At 69.5% G+C, this 12,553-nt stretch carries 10 protein-coding genes; 8 read left to right on the forward strand and 2 right to left on the reverse strand.

The features are described 5' to 3' along the window. Positions 1-16: 16 nt before the first annotated feature. Positions 17-1,417 (reverse strand): DUF349 domain-containing protein, encoded by a 1,401-nt coding sequence (locus J3476_RS27615; protein WP_207069441.1) that lies wholly within the window; start codon positions 1,415-1,417, stop codon positions 17-19. A 203-nt stretch (positions 1,418-1,620) separates the two neighbouring features. Here J3476_RS27615 and J3476_RS27620 point away from each other — a divergent pair, with 203 nt between their 5' ends. The 8 genes from J3476_RS27620 (at position 1,621) to J3476_RS27655 (ending at position 11,759) form a co-directional block, all read left to right on the forward strand. Next, positions 1,621-2,496 carry a DMT family transporter gene (locus J3476_RS27620; RefSeq protein ID WP_207069442.1) on the forward strand — a complete coding sequence of 292 codons (876 nt, stop codon included), beginning with the start codon at positions 1,621-1,623 and terminating at the stop codon, positions 2,494-2,496. Positions 2,497-2,519: 23 nt separating this feature from the next. Next, positions 2,520-3,209, forward strand: a complete 690-nt coding sequence (locus tag J3476_RS27625; protein WP_207069443.1) for a hypothetical protein — start codon at positions 2,520-2,522, stop codon at positions 3,207-3,209. A 5-nt stretch (positions 3,210-3,214) separates the two neighbouring features. Further along, a complete protein-coding gene (gene miaA, locus J3476_RS27630) occupies positions 3,215-4,132 on the forward strand; it encodes a tRNA (adenosine(37)-N6)-dimethylallyltransferase MiaA (RefSeq protein ID WP_207069449.1) in 918 nt (305 codons plus the stop codon). A 4-nt stretch (positions 4,133-4,136) separates the two neighbouring features. After that, positions 4,137-5,030: a diaminopimelate epimerase gene (gene dapF / locus J3476_RS27635; protein ID WP_207069444.1), complete on the forward strand. Its 894-nt coding sequence runs from the start codon at positions 4,137-4,139 to the stop codon at positions 5,028-5,030. A gap of 25 nt (positions 5,031-5,055) precedes the next feature. After that, positions 5,056-6,468 (forward strand): GTPase HflX, encoded by a 1,413-nt coding sequence (hflX, locus tag J3476_RS27640; protein WP_207069445.1) that lies wholly within the window; start codon positions 5,056-5,058, stop codon positions 6,466-6,468. Between the two features lie 229 nt (positions 6,469-6,697). Beyond that, positions 6,698-8,005 carry a DEAD/DEAH box helicase gene (locus tag J3476_RS27645; RefSeq protein WP_207069446.1) on the forward strand — a complete coding sequence of 436 codons (1,308 nt, stop codon included), beginning with the start codon at positions 6,698-6,700 and terminating at the stop codon, positions 8,003-8,005. A gap of 201 nt (positions 8,006-8,206) precedes the next feature. After that, positions 8,207-9,388 carry an acyl-CoA dehydrogenase family protein gene (locus J3476_RS27650; RefSeq protein ID WP_207069450.1) on the forward strand — a complete coding sequence of 394 codons (1,182 nt, stop codon included), beginning with the start codon at positions 8,207-8,209 and terminating at the stop codon, positions 9,386-9,388. Between the two features lie 160 nt (positions 9,389-9,548). Further along, on the forward strand, positions 9,549-11,759 hold the full coding sequence (locus J3476_RS27655; protein ID WP_207069447.1) for a hypothetical protein: 2,211 nt from the start codon (positions 9,549-9,551) through the stop codon (positions 11,757-11,759). A gap of 10 nt (positions 11,760-11,769) precedes the next feature. Here the strand turns inward: J3476_RS27655 and lexA are convergent, their stop codons facing one another. Then, positions 11,770-12,465, reverse strand: coding sequence for a transcriptional repressor LexA (gene lexA / locus J3476_RS27660; protein WP_207069448.1), 696 nt, complete (start codon positions 12,463-12,465; stop codon positions 11,770-11,772). Positions 12,466-12,553 lie beyond the last annotated feature (88 nt).

Genomic DNA, 12,553 nt, shown 5'->3' on the forward strand with positions numbered 1-12,553 from the left:
CTCGACCTACAGCCAGCTAGCTCTTCTTCCTGCCCAGCGCCTCAGCGGCCGCGTCGGCCCACTGCCGCCACTGCTCGGCGCTCGCGCGGGCCTGCTCGGCGTCCTTGGTTCTTCCAGCGGCCGCCGCCTTCTCGGCCTGACGTTCGAACTGCTCCGCGCGCTCGCGGAACTGGTCTGCCCGCGCCTGGGCCTCGGGATCGACGCCGCCGGTGGGGGCGTCCCGGACCTTCTTCTCCACCGCGCGCAGCCGCCGTTCGAGGTCGGCGCCGCGCTCGCGGGGGACCTTGCCGATGGCCTCCCACTTGTCGGCGATCGCGCGCAGCGCGGCACGGGCTGCGTCGACATCCGAGGTGTCCAGACGTTCGGCCTCCGCCAGCAGCGCCTCCTTGGCCTGGGCGTTGGCGCGGAACTCGGCGTCCCGCTCGGCGGTCGCCGCATTGCGCGCCGAGAAGAACTTGTCCTGGGCGCCCTTGAAGCGCCGCCAGAGGGCGTCGTCGACGTCCTTGGCGGCGCGGCCGGCGGCCTTCCACTCGGTGAGCAGGTCGCGGAACGTCGCCGCGGTCGGACCCCAATCGGTGGAGTCGCACAACTCCTCGGCCCGCACGCACAATGCCTCCTTGGCCTTCCTGGCCCCCGCGCGTTCCCGGTCCAACTCGGCGAAGTGCGAACCGCGACGCCGGTTGAACATCTCGCGCGCGGCCGAATAGCGCTTCCACAGCGCGTCATCGGTCTTGCGGTCCAACCCCGTGACCGTCTTCCACTCCTCGAGGATCGCGCGCATCCGATCCCCGGCGGCTTTCCACTGCTCGGAGTGTGCGGCCAACTCCTCGGCCTCGGCGGCCAGCGCCTCTTTGCGGGCGGTCAGTTCGGCGCGCAACTCCTCGCGCCGGGCTTTCTCCTGCTGGCTGGCGAGGTCGGCCTGCTCGATCACGGCCGCCAACCGCGCCGCCAGCGAGTCGACGTCACCGAGCACATGAGCGGTCGGCAGGGTTTCGGCCAGTGCCGACGCCGCCGAGCGCACCTTGCGGGCATCCCCGGTGCCGGCGACCAGACGCTGCTCGAGCAGGACGACCTCGGTGTGCAGGTCATCGAAGCGACGGCCGAAGTGGGTGAAGGCGGCTTCGGCGTCGCCGGCCTGCCAGGAGCCGATGTTGCGTTCACCGGAGGACGTGATCAGCCAGACCGTGCCGTCGGCGTCCACCCGTCCGAATCGGTGCGGGTCGCTCGTGGGAACCACGGTGACCGGGACCGGTGCGGCTGGCGCGGCGGGCTGGGGACCCGGACGCGCCGCCCCGGGCTTGGGTTTGGCCAGGGCTGCCGGCGACGGTCGGCGGCCCGGCGTCGCCGAGGGGATCGGCGGGGCGTCCGTGTCGGGTGCCTCGGTGTCCTTCGCCGAGCCCGGTTCGGTGATCGTCATGGTCGGTTACCTCGTGCCCTCCGCGCGTCATCCGCGCACCTGCCGCGCAGCGCGGCGCCCGTCAGCTGGTCGGGAACACCTCACCACGAGTCGCCGTGGCGAGAACGCTCCTGGTAGCTATTGAAACAGGTCGCGCCGCTCTGCGCCCATGCCTTGGCGATGGCGCCTGGCAGGGTCCGGTGCACAACGGGGGGAGGTCGTCGGTGGCGAAAGCGGATATCGCCGTCCTGCTCGCCCTCGGCGCCGCCTTCTTCATCGCGATCGGCGACGTCCTCCACCAGCGTTCGGCCCTCGACGTGACCGACGAGCCGGTCGGGCACCTGCAGCTGTTCACCCGGCTGCTGCGCGACGGCCGCTGGTGGCTGGGCACCGCGGTGGCTGCGGCCGGCTTCGGGCTCCAGGCTGCCGCGCTCGCTTTGGGGTCGGTGCTGCTGGTGCAAGCGCTGCTCGTCACGTCGCTGCTGTTCGCGCTGCCGATCAGCGCCCGGCTCGCACACCGCCGGGTGACACGCTGGCAAGGCCTGTGGGCCGTCCTGCTCGCCGGATCGGTCGTCGTCATCGTCACCGTCGGCAACCCGACGGCGGGGCAGACGCGGGCCTCGGTCGAGACCTGGCTGGGCGTGCTCGCGGTGCTGGGCCCGGTGCTGGCGCTGTTCCTCGTCGGTGCGCGCATGTGGTCCGGGCCTACCAGCGCGGTGCTGCTGGGTGCGGTCTCGGGCACCTTGTGGGGCGTTTTCGCGGTGCTCACCAAGTCCGTGGTGCATCGGCTCGACGTCACCAGCTGGGCCGGTGCGCTGGAGCTGATGCGCACACCCGAGCTCTATGCGTGGGCCGCCGTCGCGGTGGCGGGCACCGCGTTCCAACAGGCCTCGTTCCGCGCCGGGCCGATGACGGCGTCGCTGCCCACCATGACGGTCGCTGAACCGATGGTCGCCGCCGTGCTCGGTGTCGTGGTCCTCGGCGAGTCGTTGCGTCCCGACGAATCCGGTTGGTTCGTGCTGATCACAGCGGTGGCCGTGATGGTGGTTTCCACGGCGGCGCTGGCACGCGGCGAAGCGGCTATCCGACCACCGCCGTGACGTGGGCGGCTAGGTTGGTGCGCGTGCTCAGCGCCGTCGTCCTCGTCCCGTCGGCACCCGTGATGATCGCTGAACTGGCCGGTGCCGCCGCCACCGAGACCGCCGATCTGCGTGCCGCGGCGGTGTCCGCGGCGCGGGGTCTGCCGCCGCGCTGGGTCGGTGTCGGGGTCGCGTCCGAGGACGCCGTGATAGCTCCCGACGCAGTCGGTACCTTCGCCGGATACGGCGTGGATCTGCCGGTTGCGCTGTCCGCCGCAGCCCTCGGCGGTCAACCCGCGAGGCTGCCGCTGTGCGTGCTGGTCACGGCTTGGCTTCGCGGCACGGCCAACCCGGCGGCCTGCGCCGAGGTGCACACCTACCGCGGGGACCACCCGGCGGAGGCGGCCGTGGCGCTGGGACGGCGGCTGCGCGCCGCCCTCGACGCGTTCGACGAACCCACCGGCGTGCTGGTGGTCGCCGACGGTGCGAACACGCTGACCCCCGCCGCGCCGGGGGGATACGACCCCGACGCGCTCGCCGGCCAGCACGCCCTCGACGATGCGTTGGCCGGCGGCGCCGCGTCCGCGTTGGTCGGGCTCAGCGAGAACGCTGTGGGCCGGGTGGCCTATCAGGTGCTCGCCGGTCTCGTCGCCCCGGCGCCGCGATCGGCCGACGAGCTCTACCGCGGCGCTCCGTACGGCGTCGGCTACTTCGTCGGCCGCTGGACGCCGTGACCGCCGTGCGGCCGCTGGCACTGGTGGGCCCCACCGGTACCGGTAAATCGGAGCTCGCGTTGGCGGTGGCCGATCGACTGGCCGGGGAACTGCCGGTGGAGGTGGTCAATGCCGACGCGATGCAGCTCTACCGCGGCATGGACATCGGCACCGCCAAACTGCCTGTCAGCGAACGGCACGGCGTGCCCCACCACCAGCTCGACGTCCTCGACGTGACCGAGACGGCGACCGTCGCGCGCTATCAGCAGGCCGCGGCCGCCGATGTCGATGCGATCGCCGCCCGTGGGGCGCTGCCGGTGATCGTCGGCGGGTCGATGCTCTACATCCAGTCGCTGCTCGATCAGTGGTCGTTCCCTGCCACGGATCCCGTCGTGCGGTCCCGCTGGGAACAGCGGCTCGCCGAGATCGGGGTCGCCGCCCTGCACGCCGAACTGGGTCGCGTGGACCCCGCCGCGGCGGCGTCGATCCTGCCCACGGACGGCCGGCGGATCGTGCGGGCGCTGGAAGTGGTGGAGCTGACCGGCCGGCCGTTCGCCGCGTCCGCGCCGCGCATCGGCATCCCACGCTGGAACACCGCCATCATCGGGCTGGACTGGGACACCGCCGCGCTCGACGATCGGCTGGCCCGGCGCACCGAGCGGATGTTCGAGGCCGGTCTGGTCGACGAGGTGCACGTGTTGCTCGACCGCGGGCTGCGCGAGGGGGTCACCGCGGCTCGGGCCTTGGGTTACGCGCAGGTCCTCGCCGACCTCGACACCGGGGGAGACGGGTCCGGTGCTCGTGAGCCGACGTTCGTCGGCACCCGCCGTTACGTCCGCCGCCAACGCTCCTGGTTCCGTCGCGACCACCGCATCACCTGGCTCGACGGCGCGTCGGCCGACAACGTCGAGGTGACGCTGCGGGTGTGGCGGGACGTATCCTGAACAGGTGAAGTTCGCCAAAGGGCACGGCACGGAGAACGACTTCGTCATCCTGCTCGATGAGCCCGCCGACGTCGCGCTGGCGCCGTCCGCGGTGGCCGCGCTGTGCGATCGCCGACGGGGGCTGGGCGCCGACGGCGTGCTTCGCGTCACCACGGCCGGTGCGTTGCTGTCGGCCGGTGTGCTCGAGCGCCTGCCGGACGGCGTCTCCGCCGGGGATTGGTTCATGGACTACCGCAACGCCGACGGGTCGTCGGCGCAGATGTGCGGCAACGGGGTGCGGGTCTTCGCCCACTACCTGTGGGCGGCCGGGCTGGAGCGCCGGCGCGAGTTCGTGGTCGGCTCGCTGGCCGGGCCTCGGCCGGTCGAAATCCGTGCCGTCGACGCCACGTTCGCCGACATCAGCGTCGAGATGGGCAAGGCCAATCAGTTCGGCACCGGTACCGCTGTGGTGGGCGGCCGGACGTTCACCGGATTGGCGGTCGATGTCGGCAACCCGCACCTGGCCTGCGTGGACGCCGCCCTGACCGCTGACGAGCTGGCCTCGCTCGACGTCGCGGCACCCGTGCGCTTCGACGCCGGGCAGTTTCCCGACGGGGTCAACATCGAAGTCCTCACCGCCGCCGTGGACGGCGTGGCCACCATGCGGGTGCACGAGCGGGGCGTCGGCGAGACCCGGTCCTGCGGAACCGGAACGGTCGCGGCGGCCGTCGCGGCGCTCGCTCATCGCGGGAACGCCACCGGGGCGCTGCAGGTGCGCATTCCCGGTGGACAGGTCACCGTGACCGTCACCGACGCCAGCAGTTTTCTTCGGGGTCCGTCAGTGCTGGTCGCGCAGGGCGAACTCGCCCAGGAATGGTGGCAGGCCCAGCAGACGTTAAACGAGGTGCATGAACAGTGATCTCCGTGCGAACCTTGATTCGCCTATGACCCACCCCGACTTCGTCCACCACACTCCCAGCGCCGGTGAGCTGGCGCTCGACGACCGAACCGCACTGCGCCGGGTGGCCGGCCTGTCCACCGAACTGGCCGACATCTCCGAGGTCGAGTACCGCCAGCTACGTCTGGAACGCGTCGTGCTCGTCGGCGTGTGGACCGAGGGCAGCGCAGCCGACGCCGACGCCAGCCTCGCCGAATTGGCGGCGTTGGCCGAGACTGCAGGCTCCGAGGTCCTCGAAGGCGTGATCCAGCGTCGCGACCGGCCCGACCCCGCCACCTATATCGGCTCGGGCAAAGCCGCCGAATTGCGCGACATCGTCGCCGCCACGGGCGCCGACACCATCATCTGCGACGGTGAACTCAGCCCGGCCCAGCTCACCGCGCTGGAGAAGATCGTCAAGGTCAAGGTCATCGACCGGACCGCGCTGATCCTCGACATCTTCGCCCAGCACGCGACCAGCCGCGAAGGCAAGGCGCAGGTGGCGCTGGCCCAGATGGAGTACATGCTGCCCAGGCTGCGCGGCTGGGGCGAGTCGATGTCGCGGCAGGCCGGCGGCCGTGCAGGCGGTGCCGGCGGTGGGGTGGGTACCCGCGGCCCGGGTGAGACCAAGATCGAGACCGACCGCCGCCGCATCCGCGAACGAATGGCCAAGCTGCGCCGCGACATTCGTGCGATGAAGCAGGTCCGCGACACCCAGCGCAGTCGTCGCGTCGCGAGCGACGTCCCGGCGGTGGCGATCGTCGGTTACACCAACGCCGGCAAATCCAGCCTGCTCAACGCTCTGACCGGTGCGGGTGTACTGGTCGAGAACGCGTTGTTCGCCACGCTCGAACCGACCACGCGCCGTGGGCAATTCGCCGACGGCAGGCCGTTCGTGCTGACCGACACGGTCGGCTTCGTGCGTCACCTGCCCACCCAGCTGGTCGAGGCGTTCCGCTCGACGCTCGAAGAGGTCGTCGGTGCCGAATTGCTCGTGCACGTGGTGGATGGCTCTGATGTGAACCCGTTGGCCCAGATCAATGCGGTACGCCAGGTGGTCAACGAGGTGGTGGCCGAATACGGCATCGCACCACCGCCAGAATTGTTGGTGGTCAACAAGATCGACGCAGCCGACGGTCTCACGCTGGCGCATTTGCGGCGTGCGCTGCCTGACGCGGTGTTCGTGTCGGCACACACCGGCGACGGACTGGGGCGGTTGCAGTCCCGGATGGCGGAGTTGGTCGAGCCGCGCGACACAGTGGTGGATGTCACCATCCCGTACAGCCGCGGGGAACTCGTCAACCGGATCCACGCCGAAGGACGTGTCGACGCCGTCGAACACACTGAGGCCGGCACCCGGATCAAAGGACGCGTGCCGATGTCGCTGGCGGCGGGCCTGGCGGCCTTCGCGACATTCTGACCAGTGCGAATAGGGCGCTGGCCCGGCTGTGCGGTAGGGTTGTCGACGTCGGCTGCGGCAGAACAGTGTTGACACCACCGCAGGTAGGCACCCGCCTCTGAACGCCGACATCAGATCATTTCCCACATCACGTGGCGTGGCGACATTCGCCACCGTGTGCGCACTACCGCTGGACGAACTTCGTCGCGGTCAGCCGGGCACACACCGCCCGAACGCCGGAAAGGCACACATGACCACCCACACCTTCGCAGATCTCGGCGTGCCCGCACCTCTGGTGCGCGCGCTGGCCGCCAACGACATCACCACACCGTTTCCCATCCAGGCCGCGACGCTGCCCGATTCACTGTCGGGCCGTGACGTCCTCGGCCGCGGTAAGACCGGCAGCGGCAAAACGCTGGCGTTCTCGATACCGCTGGTGGCCGCGCTGAGCGAACACCGCAGCCGGCCGAACCGGCCCACCGGCCTGGTGCTGGCCCCCACCCGGGAACTGGCCACCCAGATCACCGCTGTGCTGCAGCCCTTGGCTTCGGCCAACGGATTGAGCGTCACCACCATCTTCGGCGGGGTGTCCCAGAACAAGCAGGTCGCTGCGTTGCGCGCGGGCGCCGACATTGTCGTGGCATGCCCGGGGCGCCTCGAGGACCTGATGCGGCAGAAGCTGATCAGCCTCGACGACGTCGTGACGACCGTGCTCGACGAGGCCGACCACATGGCCGATCTCGGCTTCCTGCCCGGCGTCACCCGCATCCTGGCGGCCACCCCGGCCGGCGGACAGCGGCTGCTGTTCTCGGCCACGCTGGACAACGGCGTCGACAAGCTGGTGCGGCGCTTCCTCTCCGACCCCGTGGTGCACTCGGTCGACGAGGTCAGCGCTCCGCCGGCGGCCATGACCCACCACGTCTTCCACGTCGGGGGAGTCCAGGCCAAGAAGGAGCTGGTGCACCTGCTGGCCTCGGGGACCGGGCGCCGAATTCTGTTCATGCGCACCAAACATCAGGCGCGCAAGCTCGCCAAGCAGCTCACCGAATCGGGAGTGCCGTCGGTGGATCTGCACGGCAACCTCTCCCAGCCCGCCCGCGACCGCAACCTGGCAGCGTTCAGCAGCGGGTCGGCACGGGTTCTGGTGGCCACCGACATCGCGGCCCGCGGCGTGCACGTCGACGGCGTGGAATTGGTCGTACATGTCGACCCTCCGATGGAGCACAAGGCCTATCTGCACCGGTCGGGGCGAACCGCGCGTGCCGGCAGCGACGGTGACGTCGTCACCGTGGTGCTGCCCGAGCAGCGCAGAGACACTCAGCACCTACTGCGCAAGGCCGGGATCTCGGTGCGTCCACAGGAGGTCACGGCCGAGTCCGCACAGGTGCAGGCGCTCGTCGGCGACATCGCGCCGCTACGCGCCCCGGCGCCGAATCCCGCTCCTGCGGCGAAGAACTCCGGCGGTGCGCCGCGCACGTCCGGTCCGCGCCGAAACGGAGGTGGCCGTCGGCGTCGGCCCCGTAACACCGGGGCGCGGGCGGCGACCGCCACCTCGTAGACGTCCTGGCTCGACGCATCACACCGCGGGTCGGCGCTTCTGCGCCGGCCCGCGGTGGCGCCGCCTCAGCGAAATTCGATCGTCGGACCGAACTTACGGTCCTGTGAACGCACGCCGGGGCTCGACCAACCATCCGGTTGGATGGGGTACGTTGACAGACACGTCTGTCAAACGTCCGTACCGACGATGGAGGACATCACCATGGGCCTGGGAACCGACAAGGCGGCCCCCGTCATCGCTTATCAGCGCACCCTGTTCGAACCCGAGCACGACTTGTTCCGAGAATCGTTCCGCGCGTTCCTCGAGCGGCATGTCGCCCCGTACCACGAGCAGTGGGAGGCCGAAAAGCTCGTCGACCGGGGGGTGTGGTTGGAAGCCGGCAAACAAGGTTTCCTCGGCATGGCCGTTCCCGAGGAGTACGGCGGCGGCGGCAACCCCGACTTCCGCTACAACACCATCATCACCGAAGAGGTCACGGCCGGCCGCTACAGCGGCCTGGGCTTCAGCCTGCACAACGACGTCACCGCGCCCTACCTGATCCGTCTGGCCAACGAGGAGCAGAAACAGCGCTGGCTGCCGAAGTTCTGCACCGGCGAACTCATCAGCGCCATCGCGATGACCGAGCCGGGCACCGGTAGCGATCTGCAGGGCATCAAGACCCGCGCCGTCAAGGACGGCGATCACTACATTCTCAACGGTTCGAAAACGTTCATCACGAACGGGATTCACTCCGACCTCGTCATCGTCGTCGCCCAGACCGACCCGGAGAAGGGCGCGCTGGGCTTCTCCCTGTTGGTTGTGGAGCGCGGCATGGAGGGGTTCGAGCGAGGCCGAAAACTCGACAAGATCGGTCTGGACGCCCAGGACACCGCGGAACTGTCCTTCACCGATGTGCGGGTCCCCGCGGCGAACCTCCTCGGCGAAGAAGGGCAGGGGTTCATCTACCTGATGCAGAACCTGCCCCAGGAACGCATCAGCATCGCGATCATGGCGGCGGCGGCAATGGAGGCCGTGCTGGACCAGACGCTCCAGTACACCAAGGAGCGCAAGGCCTTCGGCAAACCCATCGGCAGCCAGCAGAACAGCCGCTTCCTGCTGGCCGAACTGTCCACCGAGGCCACGCTCGTGCGCATCATGGTCGACGAATTCATCCGGCTCCACCTCGATGAGAAGCTCACCGTCGAGCAAGCCGCGATGGCCAAGTGGTACTCCACCGAAAAGCAGGTTCACCTGATCGACCGGTGCCTGCAACTGCACGGTGGATACGGGTACATGCGCGAGTACGACGTCGCCCGCGCGTTCCTGGACGCGCGGGTGCAGACGATCTACGGCGGCACCACCGAGATCATGAAGGAGATCATCGGCCGCAGTCTCGGCGTCTGAGCAGGTCGGAAACACGGCAGATTCTTGTGCTGGACCGGCGAGGTGGCTTGGTTATCGGGGTCTGCTGACGCACAGTGAACGGACGCGGTAACTTTCTCAGAATTTCTCGAGGGACGCACCGAGGACTTCGAGACACCGTCGCCGACCGCGGGGAGGATCAATGAGCCGGCAGCCGCTGGTGCGCCTACGAATGCTCGGTCGTGCGACGATCGCGGTGGTGGGGGTCGCTACGGCCTTCCTGCTGGCACCGGTCGCCGTCGCCCAGCCCGAAGCCGAGGCCGATGGCGCCATCACTGCGGCGTGGCAGGCCAGCGGTGGTGATACCGGTCCGCTGGGAGCGAGAACCGGCGGCGTCTACCCGGCCGGCGACGGGTTCGCGCAGAACTTCGTCTCCGGTGTCATGTTCTTCACCCCCCAGACGGGGGCGCACTACATGCAGGGCGCCATTCTGGAGAAGTACGAGTCGCTGGGCGGCGCCGCCGACAGCGACCTGGGCTTCCCCACGATCGACGAGGGGCCCGGGCTGGCTCCGGGCAGCCGTAACAGCACGTTCAGCGCGCCGGACAACCCGGTGATCTTCTGGACCCCCGAGCACGGAGCCCGCGTGGTGCGGGGGCCCATCAACGCCGCATGGGACCAGCTGGGTGGATCGACCGGTGCGCTGGGCGTGCCCGTCGACGATGCCACCTACGACGGATCAGTGGTCAGTCAGGACTTCGCCAGCGGAGCCCTGTCGTACGACTCCAGCACCAAGACCTTCACCACCGAGCCGCCGGAGCTGGCCGACCAACTGACCGATGTGGCCGTCCCCGACGACCCGGTTTCGGCGATCAACGCAGCGCGCCGCGCCGCCGGCGGTCCGCTGGGCCCGCTGGGAGAGGCCCAGGGCGAGCCCTATGAGATCGGCGACGACGGCTGGGGCCAGGACTTCGTCAACGGCAAGATCTTCTACACCCCGGAGACCGGTGCGAACGTGGTGACCGGACAGGTCCTGGCGAAATACGAGAGTGTCGGCGGTCCGCAGGGTGATCTCGGGTTCCCGGTGACCAGCGAGAGGGACGGTGGGCTGGAGCCGGCAAGCCGGATGAGCCAGTTCGCCGCCGACGACGAACCGGTCATCTTCTGGACTCCCGACTACGGTGCTGTGATCGTGCGCGGCCCGTTGAACGCGGCGTGGCAGGAACTCGGCGGAGCGACCGGGGAGCTGGGCGCCCCGGTGGCCGATCAGACCCAGGACGGCGACGTCATCACCCAGCGGTTCGCCAACGGATCCATCTCGTGGAACAGCGCCTCAGGTCAGTTCAGCACCGACCCGGCGAGCTTGGCCTCGCAGTTGGCCGGCTTGGAGGTGCCGGGCCAGGAAGCCCCCGCTGCCACTGCGACACCGCAGGCCTCCGACGCCGACGAGGGCACCGGATTCCGGTGGAGCTGGTGGTGGTTGCTGGCCATCGTCCCGATCCTGCTACTGGTCGCGGTGGTGGCCTTCGCGGTGATGCGGAACCGCCGCCGTGACGACTCGCCCGGATTCGCCGACGAAGAGGACGACGACGCCAGGTATGTGGCCGCGCCCGCCGGTGAGCGGCGAGACGACGGGTACGGCGGCGAGGACGAGTTGTTCGGCGACCTGTACGCCCGCGAAGGGTTGGGATCGCTGACCGCGGCACCCGTGTCGTCGGAGAGCGCCCACGATGTCTCGACCCCGCTGAGCTTCTGGAGTACTGCCGGGGCGGCGCGCCCCGACGATGCCGAGCAGGAGGATCCCGACGCCGTCGACACTGCGCCGACGATGATCCAGACCCCCGACGAGATTGCACCGCCTGGCGAGGTGGCGACCCCTGACGAGCCGGACGCGTACGAACACGTTCCCGCACCTGCCGTCGCGGCGGAGTCCGATTTCGATGACGAGTACGACGAGGACTTCGATGACGAGTACGACGACTTCGCCGGGGGGGACGCGATCGGCGAGCCCGAGGCGAGCGACGAAGCAGACGCGGTCAACCACGCCGACGCGGTCAACCACGCCGACGCGCGCTACGAGGCGGACGCGGTGGGCGGCCCCGAACCGGCGGCGGATCGCGAGTTCTACGCCGACGAGGTGCCCCCGCCGGGGCCCGTCTTCGAGCGTGATCCGTTGACCGATACCGGTCGGCACGCGCGGATCGACATCGACGAGCCGTCTCCCCTGGGAACAGCGCTGCACATGGGGCTCGATGATCCACGCGAAGTGCCGGGCGGCTACCCGGTGAAGGCAGACACCCGATCGGGTCTGTACTGGGTGCCTGACAGCCCCGAGTACGGCGACGTGGTCGCCGAAATCTATTTCGCCAGTGAGGAGATGGCGCGCACGATGGGTTTCGTGCGCGCCGGATAGGTCCGCCTCGTCACACCTTGCGGATGACGGTCACGACTTTGCCGAGGACCGCGGCGTCATTGCCCGGGATGGGCTCGAACGCCGGGTTGTGCGGAAGCAGCCACACCTGGCCGCGGGTTCGTTTGAAGGTCTTCACCGTGGCCTCGCCGTCGATCATCGCCGCGACGATGTCGCCGTTGTCGGCGACGTTCTGCTGACGGACGACCACCCAGTCGCCGTCACAGATGGCCGCGTCGATCATCGACTCGCCGACCACCTTGAGCAGGAACAGCGAACCTTCCCCGACCAGTTCCCGGGGCAGTGGGAACACGTCCTCGACGGCTTCCTCGGCCAGGATCGGGCCACCGGCAGCGATGCGACCCAGCACCGGGACGAACGTCGGTTCCGGGAGCGAATCGGAACCGGCCACGTCGGTGGTGACGACCGGTGTCGCCGCGTCGTCGGCACCCCGTACGTCCACTGCGCGCGGGCGATTGGGATCGCGGCGCAGATACCCCTTGCGCTCCAGGGTGCGCAGCTGGTGGGCCACCGATGAGGTGGAGGTCAACCCGACCGCGTCGCCGATCTCTCTGATGCTCGGTGGATAGCCGCGGGTGGTCACCGATGTCCGGATCACGTCCAGGATGGTGCGCTGACGGTCGGTCAGGCTGGTGTCGCGGTCACGGGGTGCCTCGGTGCCGGCCGTGCTGTCGCTGTCGTCGCTCATGTGCCCGAATGTAGACCGTCACGGCGACAGAATCAAACATGTGTTCGACGCGTGTCGGGCCCGCGGAACTTGAGTTCCTAAGGGATGT

It is taken from the genome of Mycobacterium sp. PO1 (assembly GCF_017312405.1).
In the GTDB taxonomy this organism is placed as follows: Bacteria; Actinomycetota; Actinomycetes; order Mycobacteriales; family Mycobacteriaceae; genus Mycobacterium.

Excerpts from the sequence above, each read along its gene's own strand:
- J3476_RS27615 (WP_207069441.1), bottom strand. The coding sequence starts at position 1,417 with ATGACGATCACCGAACCGGGCTCGGCGAAGGACACCGAGGCACCCGAC.
- hflX (WP_207069445.1), top strand. The coding sequence starts at position 5,056 with ATGACCCACCCCGACTTCGTCCACCACACTCCCAGCGCCGGTGAGCTG.
- J3476_RS27645 (WP_207069446.1), top strand. The coding sequence starts at position 6,698 with ATGACCACCCACACCTTCGCAGATCTCGGCGTGCCCGCACCTCTGGTG.
- J3476_RS27650 (WP_207069450.1), top strand. The coding sequence starts at position 8,207 with ATGGGCCTGGGAACCGACAAGGCGGCCCCCGTCATCGCTTATCAGCGC.
- J3476_RS27655 (WP_207069447.1), top strand. The coding sequence starts at position 9,549 with ATGAGCCGGCAGCCGCTGGTGCGCCTACGAATGCTCGGTCGTGCGACG.
- lexA (WP_207069448.1), bottom strand. The coding sequence starts at position 12,465 with ATGAGCGACGACAGCGACAGCACGGCCGGCACCGAGGCACCCCGTGAC.